Here is a 20370-nt window from a genome sequence, read left to right as displayed (position 1 = left end):
TGGGCGATGGCCCGACAGTCACCGGTGCACTCGAACCCCGATCGGCCCGAGTGAGACAAGGGTGCACCAATGAGCGACGGTCCCCCCGTCCGCGAGCACCGCGCCCCGGGTAGCGGCGGCGGACACCGACCCCCGTGCGGAGTCCGCCGCCGCGCCCACCCAGGAAGGGCGAGGGCGGCCGCGCCGAACAAGACCGGCCGCCTCAGTCCCTGAGGCGAGAGGGCACCGCGATGTGGCTACCGTTCCGCCGGCGCCGCCGGCCCGCGCACGACCAGACCACGCAGCTCCCTGGCACGCACCCCGCCCCGCCGACATGGGACGGACCGACGCTCATGACGTCCGTTGCCCCGCTACTGACCCCTGGCCAGCAGACCCGCACCTGCGGAGACATGCGATGATGGCCGAGCCGACCACCATCCGGGAAGCGTGGGCGGCCACGCTTACCCGAGGGCGGCGGGCAGCCGCCGCCCTCGATCGGCGGCTCGACGGGCAGCACACCCCGCGCCGGCCGCAGTGGGACTGCCACACCTGCGGGCAGGCGTGGCCGTGCGCTCCGGCGCGGGTACGACTGGCCGAGGCGTACGGCAGAGACCGGATCGGCCTCTCCATGTACTGCGGGTCGCTGCACCCGGTGGCCTCCGAAGAGCTGCCCACCGCCGCCCCGGGTGAGCTGTGGGAGAGGTTCGTCGGGTGGACGCGATGACCATCACGGCTAGAAGCAGGGGACCGCCGCACCGCGCGGCTACACTGACCCGGCCCGTGAGCTGCCCAGATCCGCCACCAGATCGGAGAGCACCGTGCAGGTATCCCAGGCCCTGGACGTAATGGAGGCCCTACTGCGGGCCTCCGACCACCCGGACATCGCCGCGATCGCGCGGTACGGCCGGGACCCAGAGGTCGGCGGGCAATCACCTCCCGGAGTCTCGGTACTGCACCGGTCATCGGACACACGGGCCCTCCTGACCGCCTTCCCCGCACCGCGTGACGCCACGCCGGTGCCGCTGCCCACCGAGCCGATAACGATGCGGTGGCGGGCAGCCCGAATCCTCGTCTTCGCGCACCAGCTCCTCGACGCCGCCCGCCCCGCAGACTTCGCCTCGTGGGACCTCTGCCACCAGGTGGGAGCGCACGGGCCGATCGCCGCAGCGCTCCGGATCACCGCCCGCGACGGCTCAGTGATCTACCTGCGCGGCCTGGCGGCGTCAGGCCAGATGCGCGAGCCCGAGACCGACCCGTACCCGGACTACCAAATCCCCCTTGAAGGAGTCCGATCATGGCACCTCAGTCCCAGTGCTCCGTCTGCGGCGCTCGTGTAGGCCCCCGGCCTGGCCAGCCCTGTCCTCCCCATCAGGCGGAGGGTAGTCGCGCTCGCTGCCCCGGTAGCGGCCAGCCCACGATGTAACTCAGATGCGCCCTCACGGCCTCGCTGGCCGTGGGGGCGCATCGCATTAGGGTGCCCTGTTGACACGTTCAGTAGGGCACCCTAGTATTCGGCCATGACCAACGCAGCGGACCCGCTCGCCGCGCTCGGAGGCCGACTCGCCCGAGCCCGCCACCTGAGCCCAGTGGATCGGTACCGGGAACTGCGTGGCCTGGCCGTCGAGATCAAGAGCGCGATCGCGGCTGAGCAGGACGCCGCGATCGCTGAGGCTGCCGCCGCGACCACCTACGAGCAGGTTGCGGAAGAGGCCGAGATTTCCAGCAGCGAGGTCAACCGGCGTATCAGCGCGCACCGACGTCGGTCCGGCGCATCGCTGAGGCGTAGCCGCCGACCGCGCGCCGATACCTGACCTACCAGCACCACCCCACAAGTAAATCGGGCCCGGACGCGGTGATCTCACCCACCGGCCGGACCCTTGATCAGGAAGTGAGTCCTGACCCGTGAGCACTCTACCGTTCGCGGTGCCGCCCGGCTGTGTGCAGCCGGCCACCGATCGCGTCGAGGTCTACAGCGGCACGTACGCGTCTCTCGACGCGGCCGCCTACACCTGCCCGCAGCACACCGACGACGTCGCCCTGGCGGTCATCGCCGGCGGACTCACCCCGTACCAGGTCCACGTGGGCCCGGGCGTTAGCCGTTCGTGCGGGTACGTCTACGTCTACCCGACCGGCACGTTCGGCGGTGTCGCCCGATGAGCCAGGCAGTTAAGGCCGCCCTGTTGGCCACCAAGGATCTGCGCGGCACCGACCGCCTGGTCGTGCTCGCCATCGCCGCTCACACCAACGCGGCCGGCGACGCATGGCCGGCCGTGGCCACGATCGCCGATTACGTCGGTGTCTCCGAGCGGACGGTCCAGCGGTCGCTGGCGCGTCTCGTCCAGGCGTGCCGGCTCGCTGTCCGGCAGGTCGCCGGGATCGCTACCCGGGTCTACCGGCTCGTCGTCGACGGGGTGACGTCTGCGATCAAGGGGGTGTCATCTGGGGCACCGGGGGTGTCAGATCAGCCGCCAGGGGGTGACAGCCAGAGCGGGACCGTGTCACCCGATGTTGAAGAGGGTTTGAAGAAGAAGCGCGCTGGCGCGCGGGACTGGCGTCGCTTCATCCCCCAGAACAAGAACACCAAGAACCCCGAGCGTCGGGGAGCTGCGCTCCCGCCGCCGCCTGGTGGCGACCGCTGCCAGATGCCGGGGCACGTGGGTCAGGTCGTCGGCCGGTGCATCCCGTGCCGCAGCGAGTCTCTCGGGGGTGCCTGATGCGGTTGCTACGTCGCCAGCCCACCGCCGACGAGATCGCCGCGGCCGCTCGCGCCGAGGATGAGCGCCGCCGGCTGCTGGCGCAGTTTGACCAGGACCAGGCCGAGGCCGCCCGCGCCGAGCAGCGCCGCGCCGAACGCGAGCAGGCGCGGGCCGAGAAGCGGCGCCGCAAGGCCGTAGCGAAGGCGCGCGCCCGCCGCCGGGCACGGGCCCGCGCGGTGCTCGCCACGGCCCGGACCGTCGGCCCGCTGATGATCGTCAACGCGGCCACGGTCGGCGGGCAGCTGGCCTACGCCTACGGCGAGACCCCGGCCGAGTGGAGTACGCCCGCCCGGGTCGCCGTCGCCGTCGGGGTCGCCCTGGCCGCCGAGTCGGTGGCGCTCTACGTGGGTTGGCACGCCCACGACGCGCTGCTGGCCGGCGCTCGCACGACCGCCGCACGGCTGCGCCGCGCCTCGTACGGCATCGCCGCACTCATGGCCGTGGTCAACTACTCGCACTTCGCGAAGGGGCTGCTCCACCCGACGTCCCTCGCGGTGATCCTCGGGGTGCTGTCCAGCCTGTCCCCGTGGCTGTGGGGCCTGCACACCCGCCGGCAGCAGCACGTGCAGCTGCTACGCGCCGACCTCGTCGACGAGACCGGCGCCGCGTTCGACCCGGCAAGGAGGCGGGCGTTCCCGCTCCGCTCGTGGCTCGCCCGTCGGTGGAGCATCGACCACTACGTCCGCGACCCGCACGCCGCGTGGGAGGGGTACCGGGCGTACCGGGCCGCGCAGCAGCCGGGCCGGGTCCGCGCCGCCTGGGCCGCGCTGCGCGGCCGGGCCGGTGAGCCGGCTCAGCCCGCACCTGAGCCGGTCAGCCTCGATGACCCGGACATCCGGCGCTGCGCCGAGGTGCGCCAGCAGATGGCCGACGCCCGGGACCGGCTCACCACCGGAGCCGCACGGATCGCTCTGGCCGATCGTCACCTGAGCCGCTGGGCCGACGTGTCGCCGGGCGGACTGTGGGACCTGGTCGACGCGACCGATGAGCCGGCTCACGTCCGCCGGCCCGCTCCGGCTCCGGCGCTGCCCGCACCGGTTGAGCCGGTGGCCCGCCCGGCTCAACCCGACCCGGAGCCCGAGCCCGAGCCCGGGCACACCACCGAATCCCTCGCCGAGACCGTCGGCGTCGATCCGAAGACCGTTGCGCGCTGGCTGACCGAGGGCCGCATCCCGCATCCTCGGCACCGCCTGGCCGCAGCGGAAGCCCTCCACAAGGACGTGTCGGACATCTGGCCGGACACTTCGAGACGTCGTGACCCCATCTGGTTTCGTCCGTGGCAGGAAATCGAGCGCGAGGCGGTGTCGCTGCGCTGGTTCGAGTCGACGGTCCTGCCGGGTCTGCTCCAGACCGAGGCGTACGCCCGCGCGGTCCTCGGCGGCGCGGGCCTGATCCCCCGGACTGAGATCGAGCGGCACCTCAGCGTGCGGCTCAACCGGCAGGGCGTGCTCAAGCGGGACGACCCGCCGCAGTTCACGGCCGTCATCGACGAGGCGATCCTCCACCGGCCAGTGGGCGGCCGGGCGACCATGCGCGAACAACTGCTGGCCGTGGTCACCGCCTGCGCGGAGCCGCACATCCGGGTGCACGTGGTGCCGAACTCGGTCGGCGCGTACGCCGGCCTGAACGGCCCGTTCGTGATCGCGCACAGCCACGACCATCGGGTCGCCGACTACCTCGACAACCAACTCCAGGGACAAGTCGTTAGCGACCCGGACGACATCGCGACCATAATGGCGGCGTGGGAGAACGTGCGCGGCGAGGCGCTGTCCCACCGGCAGTCGGTCGATCTCATCACGGAAGTGGCGGAGTCATGGAGCTGAACGGCGCGCGGTGGCGCAAAAGCACCCGCAGCAGCGGCAACGGCGGCGCATGTGTCGAGGTCGCCGACAATCTGCCCGGCGTGGTCGGCGTACGGGATTCCAAGGACCCGACCGGCCCGGCGCTCGCCTTCGCGCCGTCGGCCTGGCGGGCGTTCCTGGCCCAGCTCGCCCGACACGCCTGACCGGGCTTCGCACATACGAAGTCTTGGACAGTTTCCGTTCGCAGCGGACGGAAACTGTCCAAGATCTCGTATTTCCGGCACACGTCTCTGTAGTGCCGTGCGGCGCGGTGGCGGGGGGACGTGGGCATCGCCATGCCAGCCACCCCGTCCAGGCCGTCACCCCGGGCGCGGACCCGGAAGACACCGGGCGCGGGCACGGAAGACACCGGGCGAGGGCACGGAAGGCACCGGGCGAGGGCACGGGACACCGTCGTACACATGTTCTATCCACAGGTTGTGGACGGCGGAGGGTCTGATGGGTTACCAGCTCAGCGCGGTCGTCGCGGATGTTGATCTGCTCCGCGAGCAGACCGCCGAGCTGGACCACGCGGTCCTCGGCGAGCTGCGCCAGGACTTCGCGCTGCTCCCGGTCACCCCGCAGTTGGTGGTGGAACTGACCGGGTCACTGCCGGACTTCGCCGCGGGCGATCCCAGCGCCAAGCAACCGTTCGGGCTGGTGTTGTCGCCGCCGCTGGCCGAACTGTTGGCCGGCTGGTCGCGGTCGGGGCCCGTGGCGTACCTGGAGGCGGAGTTCGGCGGAGGCGTCGGCCACCAGGCGGCGGCGGTGTGGCTGGGCGGCGCGCTGTCCTGGGGTCCGCGCTTCGACGACGTCCTCGACGCGCCGCGCAAGAAGTGGCCGATCAACGAGGCGCTGCTTCGGCTCGGCGTCGAGCGGGGCTCGTGGATCGACCCGTTCGCCGAGGTCGGGTTGCATCTGGAGCGCAACACCGAAGGCTGGCTGGCGCACGGGCGGCGTCGACTCAGCGCCGACTACTGGGACGAGCTGGTCGAACAGTGGGAAAGCCAGTAATCCGTCGCCGGGCAGCAACCTGAACGGCCTGCGCAACATCGAGTTCGGCGACACCGAGGCCGAGCTGACCCGCCGGGGCGTCCTGCGTACCGACCTGGACGCCTGCGGACCGGTGCTCGCCGGCCACGACACGGTCAGCCCCGTCTTCGTCGAGGACAAACTGGTGCTCCTGTGGGTCGGCGAGCCGATGCGGACACCGGAGGGGATAACGGCCGGCTCACCCGTCGAGGACGTCCGGGCCGGCCCACTACCCCGTCGGTGACCCGGCTGCCCGCTCCACAGGGGACGCACCGGCTCGACGGGCCACTCGCCCGCAGCGGCGACCGCGCGTACCTGTTCCTGCACGACGGGCGCACGGTCCGAAAAACCATCGCCGGGTACGCCGACTGGGGCGCGCCGCCTCTTCGACGAGGGCGGCTCGACGTCGGCGGTCAGCGGCATCCCGGCGTTCGGCGTCTACGCCGCGTCCAAGGCCGCCATCCGCTCGTTCGGCCGCACCTGGGCCGCCGAGCTGATGGACCGGAAGATCCGGGTCAACACCCTCATTCCCGGCTCCACCGAGACTCCCGGGCTCGCGGGCCTGGCACCCAGTGCCACGGAGTCACCCGCCCTGCTCGAGACCATCGCGTCCGCCGTGCCCATGTGCCGGCTGGCCCACCCGGACGAGATCGCAAACGCGGCGCTCTTCCTCGCGTCCGACCAGCGCAGCTTCATGACCGGCAGCGAGCTGTTCGTCGACGGCGGCGAACAGCAGCTCGGAAACGACGAACGCCCGGTGCGATCCCTGCGGATCGACCGGGCGTTCTCGTTTGCTACGAGCGGTGGCGGCGGGATTTGAACCCGCGGAGGGCGTAAACCCTCACACGCTTTCGAGGCGTGCTCCTTAGGCCACTCGGACACGCCACCGCCGACGAGGGTACAGGACCGCCGGTTCGGACGCCGAACCGGTATCGCCCGAGCCGGCCTGGCAGGATCGTTGCCATGAGTACGCACATCGGCGCGAAGCCGGGCGAGATCGCCGAGCGGGTCCTGATGCCGGGCGACCCCCTGCGGGCCAAGTGGATCGCGGAGACCTACCTCGAGGGCGCGACCTGCTACTCGACGGTCCGGGGCATGCTGGGCTTCACCGGCCGCTGGAACGGCGTCGAGGTCTCCGTCCAGGGCTCCGGCATGGGGATGCCGTCGGCCTCCATCTACGCGCACGAGCTGATCAACGAGTACGGCGTGAAGACGCTGATCCGTGTCGGTTCCTGCGGCGCTCTCAGCACCGACCTGCAACTGCGCGACGTGGTGGCGGCAATCGGGTCGTCCACCGACTCGAACATGAACCGGATGCGCTTCGACGGTCTGATCGACTACGCCCCGGTGGCCGACTTCGGCCTGCTGCGTACGTCGGTCGAGGTGGCCGAGCGGCGCGGCATCACGATGCACGTCGGACCGATCCTGGCGGCGGACGCCTTCTACACCGACCGGCCGGATCTCTACGACACGCTCGCCGACTACGGCGTGCTGGCGGTGGAGATGGAGTCGGCGGCCCTCTACACGATCGCGGCCCGGTTCAAGGCCCGCGCGCTGACCGTGCTGACCGTCAGCGACCACATCAAGACCGGCGAGAAGACCACCTCCGAGGAGCGGGAGCAGACCTTCAGCCAGATGGTCGAGATCGCCCTCGACACGATCGTCGCCTGACCTTCGGGGGCGGCGCACACCGCGGAGAGCGTGATGACTCACAGGCATCTTGATGCCTCACAGTCATCACGCTCTTTCGCTCCCGCCGGGCCACACCATGCCGCGCCACGCCATGCCGCGCCACGCCATGCCGCGCCACGCCACGCCGCGCCACGCCATGCCACGCCACGCCGCGCCACGCCGCGCCACGCCGCGCCACGCCACGCCACGCCACGCCACGCCGCGCCACGCCACGCCGCGTTCCGCCTGCTGCCGTGCGAGCGGATGGCCGGTACGCGGGGCTTCGGTCTGGGCTGGCGATCGTCCGCGCGGTGGCCCGGGCCCACGGCGGTACCGCCGAGGCGCATCCCCGACCGGGCGGTGGCCTGGTGGTCACGGTCACCCTTCCTCCGGCCTGACCGGCGGGTGGCTCAACGGAAGAAGGCGCGCAGGACGGCGGCCGTCTCGGCTTCCAGCACCCCGCCGTACACCTCGGGGCGGTGGTTGAGCCTGCGGTCGCGCAGCACGTCCCAGAGGGAGCCGGCCGCGCCGGTCTTGGGTTCCCACGCCCCGAAGACGACCGTGGAGACCCGAGCCAGCACCAGCGCGCCCGCGCACATGGTGCACGGCTCCAGCGTGACCACGAGCGTGCAGCCGTCCAACCGCCACTCGCCGGTCCGCTCGGCGCCCCGACGCAGGGCCAGCACCTCCGCGTGGGCGGTGGGGTCGCCGGTCAGTTCCCGCTCGTTGCGCCCGATCGCCAACTCGGTGCCGTCGGGGCCGTAGAGGACCGCGCCGACCGGGATGTCGTCGAGTCCGCCGCCGGGGGTGGCCGGGTCGGTGACGGCGATCTCCAGGGCGCGGCGCATCCACAGTTCGTGCCGCTGCCGTCGCCCGGTCGCACCAGGGTCGGCCAGGCCCTCGTGTGCGCCCGGTCCGGCACGCCGCACCGCTCCGGGCGTCGGCTGTCCCGGCCGGATCGTCTCTAGCGCGGGGTCGGTGGCGTCGGCCGGCTCAGACCTCACGCAACTCCTCGACCTCGTCGGCGCAGCCGAGCACCTCGCAGATCTCGGCGGTGACGTCCGCCGGCAGCATTCCCTCGTGGCCGCAGAGCGTCAGCAGCTTCTGCGCGGAGATGCCCAGGTTGGCGAGCAGGTCGGCGTCGCCCACCGGGTCGGCCTCCGGGTCGACGGCGGGCTGCTCGTTCTCCTCGTCGCCGCTCGTGGCAGGGCGCGGCTCGTCGTCGCCGTCGAGCCCGGTCACGGACGTCTTCAGATCACCGACCAGCAGTTGACCCAGCTGGGACTCCTCGGCGTACGCCGAGTCCGACCCGAAGACCCGCAGATCCTCGCCCTCGTCGAGACGCAGGATCACCAGGTACGCGTCGTCGGCCTCGACGAAGAGCAGCGACACGTCGGCTTCCTGGTCTACGTCGCGCAGCCGGTCGGCGACCTCGTCGATGTCGGTGGCGCCCCGTAGGTTGACCTCGGCGGCAGTCCAGCCACTGTCGTCACGCACCACGGCCGCAGCGAAGTACGACACGGTTCCCCCAAAAGCCCTCGGCACAGCGCCGACTCGTCAAGGGTGCACGTTAGCCGGTCGGGTCGGCAGGCGACCGGTCAACGCCCCGAGACGCCGGCCAAACCTGACAAAGTCGGATCAGCCGGCTACCCGACGGCGGGTGGCGATGAGTTGGCGTAGACGCTCGCTGCGCTGTCGCTGCGGCCGGCTGCGCTGGCGTATCGCCCGCGCGCCCGCCAGCTCGGCGAGCAACTGCAGGCGGCGGCGGTTGCGATCCGGGTCCTGCCGCGGAGTGGTCCAGGCCATAGTGCCGAGCGTGCCGAGTCTCGGCGGCCACGTCAAGATGGCGTTCGCTACGCAGCCAACCGGGCACTCCGCGCAGTCGTCCGCGCCCTTGTCGGGGCCGATCCGGACCCGCTCACCACAGCGGCCAGTCGCCGCTCGTCGCCCAGCGCACCGCCACCACGGCGGCGGCAATGCTCCAGCCACCGGCGGTGACGATGGCGACTCCGGTGGCCACTCCGCGATCGCCGTGGTGGACCAGCACCAGGGCGGTCAGCCAGGCCAGCAGACCGGCCACGGCCGTCCACCACGCGTAGCTGACCACGTCGGTGCCGAGGAGCCCGAACAGCAGGAGCCAGGCAGCCGCCGCGCCGCCGCCGGAGGCGACACCGCCGCCGGTGACCGGGTGCGGTTCGCGGTAGGTGGGTCTGGTTGGTGGTCCGGCCGGGAAGAGCCCCGACGGGGTACGCGACGCCGGCCGCGCGTCGCCCGGCTCCGGGAAGGGGCCTCCTCGGGCGATGCTCACCGGCTGCCCTCCCTCATGCGCGTCGCTCCCTACCCACGGTACCGGTCTGTCAGGATGACCGAATGCCCTCGCCGACGATCGGCCGCCGCGTGCGTCCGGCGTACCTGGTCCTGTTGCTGCTCGCCCCGATGCTGGCCGCCGGCTGCGCGACCACCCGGCCCGGCGTGCCGCCGGACGGCGCCGCGCCGTCGCCGTCGGCGGTCTGGGCGACCGCTGAGCAGCCGGCCGCGCCGACCACGACCCGCCCGGCCAGCCCGACGCCGTCGTCGGCCAAGCCGTCGCCGAGCGCGCCCCGCGCCGGGGTGCGGCATGTCTTTCCGGTACGCGCCGACAACGTGGACTACCACACGACGCACGGGGCGTACCCGGCGACGGACGTGTTCGCCGACTGCGGTGAGCCCTTCGTGGCGGTGACCGACGGCGAGGTGCTGGAGGTGAGTCGCGTCGACAGGTACTCCAAGAGCGGGCCGCAGGGCCCGGACAACGGCGGCCTGTCGGTGTCGCTGCTCGGCGACGACGGGGTGCGCTACTACGGCTCGCACCTGAGCGTCGTCTCCTCCGGCGTCGAGGCGGGGGTCCGGGTGCATGCCGGCCAGCAGCTCGGCAAGGTGGGCCGGACCGGCAACGCCAACAACGTCTGTCACGTGCACTTCGGGATCTCGCCGCCGTGTACCGGCAAGGACGGTTGGTGGATCCGGCGCGGCGTGCTCTGGCCGGCGCGTTACCTGGACTCGTGGCGGCGCGGCGGCAACCGGGAACCGGCCGCCGAGGTGACCGCGTGGCAGCGCAAACACGGCTGCCCGAAGGCTCCCTGACGCGGCTCGTACGCACTAGGTTCGGTGGGATGAGCGCCCGGGACCCCATTGCCGACCTGCGCCGGATCGCCTTCCTGCTGGAGCGGGCGAACGAGGCCACGTACCGGGTGCGGGCCTTCCGTTCGGCGGCCAAGGCGCTGGCCGGCCTACCGGCGGCCGAGGTGGCCGAACGGGCCGGCAACGGCACGCTCACCGACCTGGCTGGCGTCGGGGACGTGACGGCCCGCTGCGTGGCGGAGTCCCTCGCCGGTGAGGAGCCGGTCTATCTGCGCCGATTGGTGGCGACCGAGGGCAGCGATCTGGATGCCGAGGCCACGGCGCTGCGCGCCGCCCTGCGGGGCGACTGCCACACCCACTCGGACTGGTCCGACGGCGGCTCGCCCATCGAGGAGATGGCGCTGGCCGCGGTCGAGCTGGGTCACGAGTACGTGGTGCTGACCGACCACTCACCCCGTCTCACGGTGGCACGAGGGCTGACCGCGGCGCGGCTGCGCCGTCAGCTCGACCATGTGGCGCAGGTCAACGCGGCGCTGCCGGAGGGTTTCCGGATCCTCACCGGCATCGAGGTGGACATCCTCGCCGACGGCTCACTCGATCAGGACGACGAGCTGCTGGCGCGGCTGGACGTGGTGGTCGGCTCGGTGCACAGCGGCCTCAAGGACGAGCGGGCGAAGATGACCCGGCGGATGCTGGCGGCGGTCGCCAACCCACACCTGGACATTCTCGGCCACGTCACCGGACGGATGGTGTCGTCCCGGCCGGCGGGAGTGACCGGTCCGGGTGATCGGGGGCACCGGGCCCGGACGCGCGCGGAGAGCGACTTCGACGCGGACGTGGTCTTCGCGGCGTGCGCGGAGCACGACACCGCCGTTGAGATCAACTCACGGCTGGAGCGGCAGGACCCGCCGAAGCGGCTGATCCGCCGCGCCCTGGAGGCGGGCTGCCGCTTCGCGATCAACACGGACGCGCACGCGCCCGGTCAGCTCGACTGGCAGCGGTTCGGCTGCGAGCGGGCCGCGCGCTGCGGCGTCCCGGCCGATCGGGTGGTCAACACCTGGCCGGCCGAGCGGCTGGTGGAGTGGACGCGGGCACGGGCCTGACCGACGGCCCGGGCCTGACCGACGGCCCTGGGGCTTACCGACGGACCGGGCTGACCAGCGGCGTGGGGCGGGTCAGCGACGGACGGGCTCGGCGGCGGGGGCTGCGGGCGCGCCGACACCGACAACCGGGCGGGACGTCCGGCGGCCGAACACACCCTGTGCGACCGCGACGCCCAGCAGCACGATGAGCGCGCCAACGGGCTGGTGCCAGTTGAGCCGCTCGTCGAGCACCACGGCACCGATCAACACCGCAAAGATCGGAATCAGGTACGTGACGGTGGACGCGGTGCTCGCGCCGGCCAACCTGATGTTGCGCATGTTGATGACGAAGGCGAGCCCGGTGCCGAGCGCTCCGAGGGCCAGGACGCTGAACACGACCTTCGCCGACAGCTCGGTGGGCAGCGGCGGCGCGCCCGCGACGAACGGGGTGACGATGGCGAGCTGCGCGGCCGCGAGCAGCAACTGCGCGGTGGAGAGGGACAGACCGGAGTGCGTGCTGCCCGCGACGAACCGCTTCTGGTACGGGATGGCGACGCCGTAGCAGGCGGCCGCGCCGAAACACATCAGCTGCCCGACGAAGTGTGCGCCGCCGATGCCCTCCCAGACGCCCAGCACGACGAGCACGCCGACGAAGCCCAGTCCGAGGCCGATCGCCCGGCGCACGGTCAACCGCTCGGTCCGGAACACCAGCACCGCGAGCGGCAGCACGATCAATGGCGTCGTGGCGTTCCAGATGCCGGCGAGCATGGACTCGACCCGCTGCTCGCCGTAGCCGAAGAGGGTGAACGGCACGGCCACGCCGAACGCGGCGACGACGGCCAGGTGCGCCCACACCCGGGGCTCGCGGGGCAGCCGGTCGCGCAGCACCGCGAGGACGACCAGCAGGGTCAGCGCGCCGGCGGTGACCCGGTAGAGGGTCAGCTGCACGGGGTGCAGCTCGGCCACGCCGACCTTGATGAACAGGAAGCTGGAACCCCAGATGGCGGCGAGGGCGAAGAAACCTGGCAGCCAGGCACGCAGCGGGGCCCTGTCAGGAGCGATATCGGTTGTCACCCCTGACACTCTGCCGGAGGGGTACGACAGAGTCGCGGGACTTTCCGCTGCTTGGACACGACAAACGACGTCGACATCTGGGCCGGGTGGTCACGTAGTGTCGCAGCGTGGGACGAATTGATGAAATCGCCAACCGCTACGTAGCCGAGTGGGCGCCGTTGAGCCCGACCGGCGCTACCTACGTCGGCATCGCCGGCCACGACGACCAGCTCGACGACCTCTCACCCGACGGATACCGGGCGCGCGCCGACCTGACCCGTCGGACGCTCACCGAGCTGGAGGCGTCCGAGCCGGACACCGAGGCGGAACGCACCGCCAAGGAGGCAATGCAGGAACGGCTCGGTCTGGACCTGGCCCGTTACGAGGCCGGCGAGACGACGAGCGAAATCAGCGTGATAACCAGCGGGCTGCACGAGATCCGCATGGTGTTCGACCTGATGCCGACCGCGACCGCCGACGAGCAGGCCAACATCGCCACCCGTCTCAACGGCCTGGCCGGCGCGCTGGAGGGCTACAAGACCACCCTGCGCGAGGCGCTCGCCGACGGGCAGGTCAGCTCGAAGGTGCAGCTCGTCGAGGTGGCCAAGCAGTGCGACATCTGGACCGACCCGACCGGGGACAACTTCTTCCACGGCCTGGTCGAGCGACTGGGCGCGGACGGAACCCTCGGCGCCGAGCTGCGCCGGGGCGCGGCGGCGGCCACCGCGGCGACCGCCGAGTTCGGCCAGTTCCTACGGGCCGAGTTGGCCCCGCACGGGCGGGACAAGCAGGCCGCCGGCCGGGAACGCTACGAGCTCGCCTCGCAGTACTTCCTCGGCGCGAAGATCGACCTGGACGAGACGTACGCCTGGGGCTTCGCGGAGCTGGCCCGCCTGGAGGCGGAGATGCGGGTCGTGGCCGGGCGCATCGCCGGCTCGGGCGCGACGGTGAACGAGGCGGTGGCCAGGCTCGACGCCGACCCGGCGCGGACCATCCAGGGCAAGGAGGCGTTCCGCGACTGGATGCAGGCGCTCGCCGACAAGGCCATCGCCGAGTTGCACGGCACCCACTTCGACATCCCGGAGCAGGTCCGCCGGATCGAGTGCTGCCTCGCGCCGACCAGCGACGGCGCCATCTACTACACGGGGCCGAGCGAGGACTTCTCGCGGCCGGGCCGGATGTGGTGGGCGGTGCCGCAGGGCATCACCGACTTCTCCACCTGGCGGGAGGTGACGACGGTCTACCACGAGGGTGTACCGGGGCATCACCTCCAGGTGGCGCAGACGGCCGTCCGGGCCGACCTGCTGAACCGCTGGCAGCGGCTGCTCTGCTGGGTCTCCGGGCACGGCGAGGGCTGGGCCCTCTACGCGGAGCGGCTGATGGACGAGCTGGGTTACCTCCAGGACCCGGGCGACAAGCTGGGCATGCTCGACGGCCAGGCGATGCGCGCCGCACGGGTGATCGTCGACATCGGCATGCACCTGGAGCTGGAGATCCCGAAGGACAATCCCTTCGGCTTCCACCCGGGCGAGCGGTGGACGCCCGAGCTGGGCTGGGAGTTCATGCGGGCGCACTGCCGGGTGCCGGACGAGAACCTGCGCTTCGAGCTGAACCGCTACCTGGGCTGGCCGGGGCAGGCGCCGTCGTACAAGGTGGGTGAGCGGATCTGGTTGCAGGCCCGCGAGGACGCCATGGCGCGCAAGGGCGCCGACTTCGACCTGCGGGAGTTCCACCGGCAGGCGTTGGACCTGGGCGCGCTGGGCCTCGACCCGCTGCGCAAGGCGCTGGCCCGACTCTGACCGGTACGGGTCGCGTCGCTATTCGACCCGTGGGACGGCGCCCGGGTCCGGATGCCGTCCCACGGTGCGCTCACTGCAGCGTCTGCGTGAGGGTGGGCCGGCCGGTCAGCGTGTCACAGGAGATGAAGGCCAGGTCGATCTGCGGATCGGTGAAGGTGAGCGGCAGCGGCGAGGTGACCGGGATGCCGTCGGGGAAGGGCAGGTCCGGAGTCAGGGTGACCTTGATGCCCAGGAACCGTCCGACGAACCGGGTCGCGTAGAAGGTCACGTCGCCGTCGATGGTCAACTGGTCGGTCTCGCTCAACAGCGAGCCGCCCGAAGGACCCGCGACCAGCAACGCGAAGTCGCTGGTCACCGCCCTGCTCATGGTGAACTTCAGCGCCCGCATCTCGCCGTTGGCGGTGCGCAACGGCTCGACCCCGCGAAACCGCAGGTTCGTCATCTCCACCTTGGAGCCGGTCAGTTTCGCCGGGGTGGCGGCGACTTTGCCCATGTCCGGGTCCGCCGCCAGCTTCGGCAGCGGCTTACCGGGCTCGACGGGCGCCGGCTTGGTCGGCTTGGTGGGCTTCGGGCTGGCACAGGGAGCGTCGGGTGTCGCGGCCCGGGTGGAGCCGGAAGTGGCGCTGCCGCTACGGGTGGGGCTGGCGCTCGGGCTGGCCGACTGGCCGGCTCGCGCGGCGCTGCTGGTGGGCTCGGTCGGGGCAGCGGATTCCGACTCGTCGTCGCCGCCGCCGAGCAGATCACCGATGCCGTCGACGATGGTGGTGATCAGGTTGTCGTCCGACTTCTCCGACGTGGCGGTGGGGCTCGGACTCGGGCTCGGGCTGGCCGGGGAGGTGGGGGGCGTGCTGGGCCGGGCCGACGAGGTGGGGGTCGGGCAGGGGAGCCCCGCCGCTCGCACCGGCGACGCCCCGTCGACAGTCGTCAGGCCCGCGCTGGCGAGGCTCATGAGCAGCAGCGTCACCACGTACGTCTTCGGGTCGCGAGCCACCGTCGGCCTGGTCTGCGACGCCTCCGGCTCGACGACGGGCGGCATCTCCGTGGTGTCGCTCGCGTGCCGGGCCGCTGCTGGTTCGCGCAACACCCCGCGCGGCTCCGGGAGGATGTCGGTGAGCGGCCCGGTGACCTCGTCCTCCCGCTGCCGCGCCGGCAGGAGCTCGTCGACAAGCGGCGGTTCGTCGGCGGTCTCGTCGTCCGCGGCCGGCTGGTCATCCGGCTCCTCGGCGGCAGGGGGCGCCACCGCGGACTTCTTGACCGGCACCCAGGCGAAGCCGAGCGCGCTACCGACCATGCCCAGCAACATGCCGATGAAGAACCCGCCGAGGTTGACTCCGATCAGCGAGTAGACCGCGGTCACCGCGCCGACGATGGCATAGAAGATCCGCTGCGCGGGGCTGAGCCACATCAAGAGGCCGCAGGTGACCAGGATGGTGGGGATCAACCAGGACAGGAACCCGGTAGGACCCATCTGCAGGGTCAGCCCGGCCAGGCTCACTTTGGTGGTGCCGAGGATCTCCACTCCGGCCAGGAGGGTGAAGAGGCCGCCCCAGAATGGCCGGGACCGCCGCCAGCGGCGGAAACCGCGCCAGGCCCGACCGACACGGCCGGGCTGCTCGCGATGAGTGGCGGTCGACACGTACGTCCTCCTGGGGTGAAAGGGGTGGGCAGGACCGAGGCTCGTGGGGGGCGCCCCTCACGAGCCTCGGCGGCGTCAGCTCAGAAGCATTCCTTGGCCTCAGCGCCGACGTTGACCTTCAACTTGAGGCCGGTCAGCGTGAAGGTGCCGGCGGTGGTGTAGCGGGCAACCTGCTCAAGGTCCTTGATGTTCACGTGCGTGGCGTCCTGGCCGAACGAGCCGGCCGGAGCCGGGCCGAGGTCGCTGGCGTCCTTACCGATGTTGATGTTGGTGAACTCGGCGTCACCCTCGAGCGACTCCATCGCGATCAGCAGGTTCTTGGCGACGGCCTCCTTGCCGGGGCCGCCGTCGCCGGCGTTGATGGTCAGCACGATCTTGGGGAGACCGGGCACGGAGGCGTCGACCGACTGGCACAGCTTGGTCAGGTGGGCCTCGCCGATCTCCGACATGGCCACCGGGATGATCCTGCCGTCCTTGGTGGTCACCACGCCGCCGTACTGCTTGAAGCCGTCTCCGTCGAGCTCGGAGGCAGAGATCTTGAACGGCTTGCCGGCGACGGTGATGTTGGCGGCGATGGCGCCGTTGGCCATACCGAAGACGATGCCGCCGGCAGCGACCGCAGCGGGAACCATCATGGCGGCGAAGCGACGCCAGCGGGTGCCACCCTGCGCCTGACGGGTTTCCGAATCCTTCACGGGTCCTCCTCGAACCGGGGGTCACCGATCGCAGTCGCGACTCGGGACTACGGGAAAGCACGTGGCCGCTGCGGCCCGCTCCGGGGGATGGATGGTCGGCGGATCGCGCAGTGTGCGGATTGGATGCTCTCGCGAAGCGACGTACCTCACAAGGGCGCTACTACTGGCCGGTAACTCCCACTCGCAGCCAAGATTGCCGAGCGTTACCGTCAGTCAGAGCTGAGCCCCTCCGACCCGAGCCACAAACCATCGAAATTGGGAAGAATGCCCGCAAGACTTTCACCGCAAGTAGTTTCGGCACAGCATTGTTACATTTATGTAACGCCGGGCTGAAAAGCCACTGAAGGTGATCCGCTACTCATCCGTACGGCTGAGCCGACAATGTCAATTCGCCTCGGAAAGCCAATCGTTCAGCAGGCGGTGATCTATCGAGTCCACCCGACCGAGCCGCCGACCTGCCGCGACCCGCTCCCGCAGCTCCTCCCGGTTGAACCAGCGTGCCTCCAACAGCTCCACGCCGTCCACGCGTACCTCGTCGGACGTCGCGGTGGCCCGGAAGCCCACCATCAACCCGGCGGGGAACGGCCACGCCTGCGACCCCTGGTAGGCCACGCCGGTGACGGCGATCCCGGCCTCCTCGGCCATCTCCCGGCGGACCGCGTCCTCCAGGCTCTCGCCGACCTCGACGAAGCCCGCCAACGTCGAGTACGAGTCCTCGGCCGCGCCCGCGTGCCGGGCCAACAGGCAGCGCTCCGGCGAGCCGGGCACCTCGACCAGCACGATGATCGCCGGTTCGATGCGGGGGAACAGCAGCCGGCCACACTCCGCGCCGGAGCACGTCCGCACGTGGCCGCCACCACCGGCGACGGCCACCGCACCGCACGTCCCGCAATAGCGCTGCTGCCGGTGCCAGTGCAACAACCCCCGCGCGTACGCCTGGGTCGCCGCGCCCGGCCGCATCGAGTCGCCCGACCAGCGCCCGTACGTCCACGGCCCGCGCTGCCCCCGACATCTCGACGGCGGTGGGCTCACCGAGCCCGGACAGATCCACGGCGAACACCGCGACGTCCCCGTCGAGCCCCAGGAAGACGGTCTCGCCGGCGGCCGACCGCACCAGAGACGCGCGGTCGGCCGTCAACCGGACCGGACCGTCGCCGTCGACGAGGCAGCGGTCCCGCCACAGCGGCAGCACCACCGTCGTCGGGTCGGCCAGCAACTCGTCCAGCCGGGCCGGGTCGGTACGCAACCCACCCGCCCGGTCCAACCAACCGCCGCCGTACGCCAACACCCGCTCCGCAGCGTCCACCCCGCCACCGTGCCACGCTCGCCGCCGAGCGCCGGCACCGACCCCACTCCGGGTAACACCCGGGCGACACGCGGTAGCGGCATCGGACGGGCACAGACCGCCTTGATGGCCGGACATTGGTTACCGTGGTGTCTCCGGGAGGGCGGACCTCCTGCGGCACCTGGCGATCGAGGTTGCAGTGACGCTGTACGGCGACAAACGTCCACCCGCCGACGACCGACCCACCGTGCAGGTCACGGCGGTCACCTGGCCGGACGACGACCCGGAGGCGGTCACGGCGGTCACCTGGCCGGACGACGACCCGGAGGCGGTCACACCGGCCACGGCCACGAGCGAGCCGGAGAACGGCGGCCGCCGTCCGCGCCGCGTACGGATGCTGCTCGGCGCGGGCATCACCGGCGGCGTCCTCGCCGCCGTGGCGGGCGCCGGCGCCTGGGCGTACGCCGGAGACGTGCCCCGGGGCACCAACGTGCTCGGCGCGGAACTGGGCGGGCGGAGCCGCAGCGCGGCCGACCGGGAGTTACGGGCGGAACTGGAACGGCGGGCGGCGGCCCTCGCCGCGCCACTGCGGATCACGGTCGGGGAGCGCACCGCCGAGATCAGACCGGCCGACGTGGGGCTCGCGGTCGACGTGGCGGCCACCGTGGCGGCAGCGACCAAGGCCGAGGCGCACCCGGTCAGTCGGCTGGTCGGCTCCCGCACCGTCGATCCGGTGGTCACCATCGACGCGGGCCGTCTGGACGCGGCGCTGCGCACGGTACTCGGCGACCAGGTCCGTCCGATGACGATGCCAGCCATCACCTACGAGGGCACCACCCCCAAGGTGGTACGGCCCGAGCCGGGCCGCACCTTCGACCCGCGGCGCTCGGCCGACGCCGTCCGGACCGGCTGGCTGGCCGGCGCTCCGGTCACCGTGCCACTGGTGGCGAGCGAGCCGGCGACCACCATCGAGGAGCTGGACCGGCTGGTCGCCGAACTGGCCAAGCCCGCCGTATCCGCGCCGGTTACCCTGCGCACCGACCGTGGCTCGGTGCAGGTGCCACCGGCCGCCATCGCAAAGAGCCTCCGATTCAACGCCGACAAGGCCGGCAAGCTCACCCCGGCCGTTGACGTCAAGCGGCTGCGGGCAGCCCTCGGCGACGATCTGAACGCGATCGAGGTGCCGCCGAAGGACGCGACGATGACCATCGCCGGCGGTCGTCCCACGGTCACCGACGGCCGCCGCGGCCAGCAACTCGACACCGCCACCCTAGGGCGCGACCTGTTGGCGGTACTACCGAAGTCCGACGGACGCGAGGTGACCGGAGAGCTGAAGGCGACGCCGCCGGAGGTGACCGCGGAGAAGCTGGCCGGTCTGGGCATCAGGGAGCGGGTCTCCTCCTTCACCACGCGGTTCACCGGCGGGATGGCGTCGCCACGCAGCCAGAACATCGCCACCATCGCCAAGAAGGTGGACGGCACGGTCGTGCTGCCGGGCAAGACGTTCTCCCTGAACGGGCAGACCGGCGAGCGCGGCTACGCGCAGGGCTACCGGGACGCTCCGGTCATCCTGAACGGCAAGCTGGTGCCGGGCGTCGGGGGCGGCATCTCGCAGTTCACGACCACCCTCTTCGACGCCACCTACTACGCGGGCCTGGAGGACGTCGAGCACAAGCCGCACTCGTACTGGTTCGACAGGTACCCGGCCGTCATCGAGTCGACCATCTTCTGGCCGAGCCTGGACTTCAAGTTCCGCAACAACACCGAGTACGGCCTGCTCATCGACACGTCGTACACGTCGAGTTCGGTGACCGTCTCCATCTGGAGCACGAAGATCTACGACAGCGTGAGGACGGAGTACGGCCCGCGCCGCAACACCACCAGGCCGAAGCTCATCCACCTCGAACCCGGCCCGAAGTGCATCCCCAGCAACGGCATCAACGGTTTCACCCAGGACGCCTTCCGGGTCATCAAGAAGGGCGGCGTGGTGGTCAAGCGGGAGAAGTTCACCTGGCGCTATGACGCTGAGCCCCGTTACGTCTGCGGTCCCAAGCCGTCCTGAGCCCGCTCGTCGGTGTCGTCGGCTGACGGCCTCGGCATCATGCGCTCCTCCTGTACACGGAGGATCTCGGTCCGGTACCGGGTCGCTGCCGGATGCCACATCTCCTCGAACGGCACCACCCCGGCGCAGGAACACTCCGCTCCCACGCCCGACCCCTCTGGTTGATCGTGAAGTCGTTGCGATGACACGCCGAGAGCGGTGGCATCAACCTCATGATCAGCGGCGTAGTCGACTATGCGGGTATGCAGAAAGGGCCACCCCGCTGGGGATGGCCCTTTCTGAAAGATTGTCCGGCGGTGTCCTACTCTCCCACACCCTCACGAGTGCAGTACCATCGGCGCTGGAGGGCTTAGCTTCCG

20 protein-coding genes, 1 tRNA gene, 1 rRNA gene and 3 pseudogenes are annotated in these 20370 nt (G+C 71.4%); 15 read left to right on the top strand and 10 right to left on the bottom strand.

Features of this window, described 5'->3' with window-relative positions:
- Positions 1–394: 394 nt before the first annotated feature.
- The 10 genes and pseudogenes from ACLQ24_RS22955 to ACLQ24_RS22910 all read left to right on the top strand — a co-directional run.
- Positions 395–703: a flavin reductase gene (locus ACLQ24_RS22955; RefSeq protein WP_425893773.1), complete on the top strand. Its 309-nt coding sequence runs from the start codon at positions 395–397 to the stop codon at positions 701–703.
- Between the two features lie 94 nt (positions 704–797).
- On the top strand, positions 798–1316 hold the full coding sequence (locus ACLQ24_RS22950) for a hypothetical protein (protein WP_425893772.1): 519 nt from the start codon (positions 798–800) through the stop codon (positions 1314–1316).
- Between the two features lie 180 nt (positions 1317–1496).
- Positions 1497–1790 carry a hypothetical protein gene (locus tag ACLQ24_RS22945; RefSeq protein ID WP_425893771.1) on the top strand — a complete coding sequence of 98 codons (294 nt, stop codon included), beginning with the start codon at positions 1497–1499 and terminating at the stop codon, positions 1788–1790.
- A 91-nt stretch (positions 1791–1881) separates the two neighbouring features.
- Entirely contained in the window at positions 1882–2136 is a 255-nt protein-coding gene (locus tag ACLQ24_RS22940; RefSeq protein WP_425893770.1) for a hypothetical protein, read from the top strand.
- A complete protein-coding gene (locus ACLQ24_RS22935) occupies positions 2133–2693 on the top strand; it encodes a helix-turn-helix domain-containing protein (protein WP_425893769.1) in 561 nt (186 codons plus the stop codon). The genes ACLQ24_RS22940 and ACLQ24_RS22935 overlap by 4 nt, the downstream gene beginning before the upstream one ends.
- A gap of 1088 nt (positions 2694–3781) precedes the next feature.
- On the top strand, positions 3782–4558 hold the full coding sequence (locus ACLQ24_RS22930; protein WP_425893776.1) for a Scr1 family TA system antitoxin-like transcriptional regulator: 777 nt from the start codon (positions 3782–3784) through the stop codon (positions 4556–4558).
- A complete protein-coding gene (locus ACLQ24_RS22925; protein ID WP_425893768.1) occupies positions 4549–4740 on the top strand; it encodes a DUF397 domain-containing protein in 192 nt (63 codons plus the stop codon). The genes ACLQ24_RS22930 and ACLQ24_RS22925 overlap by 10 nt, the downstream gene beginning before the upstream one ends.
- A gap of 295 nt (positions 4741–5035) precedes the next feature.
- On the top strand, positions 5036–5590 hold the full coding sequence (locus ACLQ24_RS22920; RefSeq protein ID WP_425893767.1) for a hypothetical protein: 555 nt from the start codon (positions 5036–5038) through the stop codon (positions 5588–5590).
- 19 nt (positions 5591–5609) lie between these two features.
- A pseudogene (locus tag ACLQ24_RS22915) lies at positions 5610–6011 on the top strand (hypothetical protein); the annotation flags it as partial.
- Between the two features lie 9 nt (positions 6012–6020).
- Positions 6021–6428: pseudogene (locus tag ACLQ24_RS22910) on the top strand (SDR family NAD(P)-dependent oxidoreductase); the annotation flags it as partial.
- Here ACLQ24_RS22910 and ACLQ24_RS22905 read toward each other — a convergent pair.
- Positions 6410–6496: transfer RNA gene (locus ACLQ24_RS22905), tRNA-Ser, on the bottom strand. The pseudogene ACLQ24_RS22910 and the gene ACLQ24_RS22905 sit on opposite strands and share 19 nt — an antisense overlap.
- 75 nt (positions 6497–6571) lie before the next feature.
- Here ACLQ24_RS22905 and deoD point away from each other — a divergent pair.
- The gene (gene deoD / locus ACLQ24_RS22900; protein ID WP_109819285.1) at positions 6572–7279 is read left to right on the top strand and encodes a purine-nucleoside phosphorylase; all 708 of its coding nucleotides are present in this window, start codon (positions 6572–6574) and stop codon (positions 7277–7279) included.
- 410 nt (positions 7280–7689) lie between these two features.
- Here the strand turns inward: deoD and ACLQ24_RS22895 are convergent, their stop codons facing one another.
- The 4 genes from ACLQ24_RS22895 to ACLQ24_RS22880 all read right to left on the bottom strand — a co-directional run bounded on the left by ACLQ24_RS22895 (position 7690) and on the right by ACLQ24_RS22880 (position 9587).
- Complete coding sequence (locus tag ACLQ24_RS22895; RefSeq protein WP_425893775.1) at positions 7690–8238, bottom strand: nucleoside deaminase; 549 nt, start codon at positions 8236–8238, stop codon at positions 7690–7692.
- Between the two features lie 34 nt (positions 8239–8272).
- Positions 8273–8800: a tRNA adenosine deaminase-associated protein gene (locus ACLQ24_RS22890; protein ID WP_425893766.1), complete on the bottom strand. Its 528-nt coding sequence runs from the start codon at positions 8798–8800 to the stop codon at positions 8273–8275.
- Positions 8801–8917: 117 nt separating this feature from the next.
- The gene (locus tag ACLQ24_RS22885) at positions 8918–9085 is read right to left on the bottom strand and encodes a hypothetical protein (RefSeq protein ID WP_425893765.1); all 168 of its coding nucleotides are present in this window, start codon (positions 9083–9085) and stop codon (positions 8918–8920) included.
- Positions 9086–9197: 112 nt separating this feature from the next.
- Complete coding sequence (locus tag ACLQ24_RS22880; RefSeq protein WP_425893764.1) at positions 9198–9587, bottom strand: hypothetical protein; 390 nt, start codon at positions 9585–9587, stop codon at positions 9198–9200.
- Positions 9588–9649: 62 nt separating this feature from the next.
- Between ACLQ24_RS22880 and ACLQ24_RS22875 the strand changes: the two genes are divergently transcribed.
- Together ACLQ24_RS22875 and ACLQ24_RS22870 are read left to right on the top strand one after the other, a co-directional pair.
- Positions 9650–10402 carry a M23 family metallopeptidase gene (locus ACLQ24_RS22875; protein ID WP_425893763.1) on the top strand — a complete coding sequence of 251 codons (753 nt, stop codon included), beginning with the start codon at positions 9650–9652 and terminating at the stop codon, positions 10400–10402.
- 29 nt (positions 10403–10431) lie between these two features.
- On the top strand, positions 10432–11502 hold the full coding sequence (locus ACLQ24_RS22870; RefSeq protein WP_425893762.1) for a PHP domain-containing protein: 1071 nt from the start codon (positions 10432–10434) through the stop codon (positions 11500–11502).
- Positions 11503–11574: 72 nt separating this feature from the next.
- On the opposite strand, the gene ACLQ24_RS22865 is transcribed toward ACLQ24_RS22870, so the two are convergent.
- A complete protein-coding gene (locus tag ACLQ24_RS22865) occupies positions 11575–12555 on the bottom strand; it encodes a DMT family transporter (protein ID WP_425893761.1) in 981 nt (326 codons plus the stop codon).
- Positions 12556–12662: 107 nt separating this feature from the next.
- Here ACLQ24_RS22865 and ACLQ24_RS22860 point away from each other — a divergent pair, with 107 nt between their 5' ends.
- Positions 12663–14333, top strand: a complete 1671-nt coding sequence (locus ACLQ24_RS22860) for a DUF885 domain-containing protein (protein WP_425893760.1) — start codon at positions 12663–12665, stop codon at positions 14331–14333.
- 70 nt (positions 14334–14403) lie between these two features.
- Here ACLQ24_RS22860 and ACLQ24_RS22855 read toward each other — a convergent pair whose 3' ends face one another.
- The 3 genes and pseudogenes from ACLQ24_RS22855 to nudC all read right to left on the bottom strand — a co-directional run bounded on the left by ACLQ24_RS22855 (position 14404) and on the right by nudC (position 17970).
- Entirely contained in the window at positions 14404–15969 is a 1566-nt protein-coding gene (locus ACLQ24_RS22855; protein ID WP_425893759.1) for a DUF6114 domain-containing protein, read from the bottom strand.
- 80 nt (positions 15970–16049) lie between these two features.
- The gene (locus ACLQ24_RS22850) at positions 16050–16604 is read right to left on the bottom strand and encodes a DUF6230 family protein (RefSeq protein ID WP_425893774.1); all 555 of its coding nucleotides are present in this window, start codon (positions 16602–16604) and stop codon (positions 16050–16052) included.
- Between the two features lie 444 nt (positions 16605–17048).
- Positions 17049–17970: pseudogene (gene nudC, locus ACLQ24_RS22845) on the bottom strand (NAD(+) diphosphatase).
- A 178-nt stretch (positions 17971–18148) separates the two neighbouring features.
- Between nudC and ACLQ24_RS22840 the strand changes: the two are divergent.
- Complete coding sequence (locus ACLQ24_RS22840; protein WP_425893758.1) at positions 18149–20011, top strand: VanW family protein; 1863 nt, start codon at positions 18149–18151, stop codon at positions 20009–20011.
- Between the two features lie 288 nt (positions 20012–20299).
- Here the strand turns inward: ACLQ24_RS22840 and rrf are convergent.
- Positions 20300–20370: ribosomal RNA gene (rrf, locus tag ACLQ24_RS22835) — 5S ribosomal RNA — on the bottom strand; the annotation flags it as partial.

It is taken from the genome of Micromonospora sp. DT4 (assembly GCF_049841675.1).
Lineage (GTDB): Bacteria > Actinomycetota > Actinomycetes > Mycobacteriales > Micromonosporaceae > Micromonospora.
This window is presented reverse-complemented; position numbering and strand designations above follow the sequence as displayed.

What these genes read in the sequence shown, in the direction of transcription:
- ACLQ24_RS22945 (WP_425893771.1), top strand. Translation starts at nt 1,497, where the DNA reads ATGACCAACGCAGCGGACCCGCTCGCCGCGCTCGGAGGCCGACTCGCC.
- ACLQ24_RS22920 (WP_425893767.1), top strand. Translation starts at nt 5,036, where the DNA reads ATGGGTTACCAGCTCAGCGCGGTCGTCGCGGATGTTGATCTGCTCCGC.
- ACLQ24_RS22870 (WP_425893762.1), top strand. Translation starts at nt 10,432, where the DNA reads ATGAGCGCCCGGGACCCCATTGCCGACCTGCGCCGGATCGCCTTCCTG.
- ACLQ24_RS22885 (WP_425893765.1), bottom strand. Translation starts at nt 9,085, where the DNA reads ATGGCCTGGACCACTCCGCGGCAGGACCCGGATCGCAACCGCCGCCGC.
- ACLQ24_RS22925 (WP_425893768.1), top strand. Translation starts at nt 4,549, where the DNA reads ATGGAGCTGAACGGCGCGCGGTGGCGCAAAAGCACCCGCAGCAGCGGC.
- ACLQ24_RS22935 (WP_425893769.1), top strand. Translation starts at nt 2,133, where the DNA reads ATGAGCCAGGCAGTTAAGGCCGCCCTGTTGGCCACCAAGGATCTGCGC.
- ACLQ24_RS22875 (WP_425893763.1), top strand. Translation starts at nt 9,650, where the DNA reads ATGCCCTCGCCGACGATCGGCCGCCGCGTGCGTCCGGCGTACCTGGTC.
- ACLQ24_RS22955 (WP_425893773.1), top strand. Translation starts at nt 395, where the DNA reads ATGATGGCCGAGCCGACCACCATCCGGGAAGCGTGGGCGGCCACGCTT.
- deoD (WP_109819285.1), top strand. Translation starts at nt 6,572, where the DNA reads ATGAGTACGCACATCGGCGCGAAGCCGGGCGAGATCGCCGAGCGGGTC.
- ACLQ24_RS22850 (WP_425893774.1), bottom strand. Translation starts at nt 16,604, where the DNA reads ATGATGGTTCCCGCTGCGGTCGCTGCCGGCGGCATCGTCTTCGGTATG.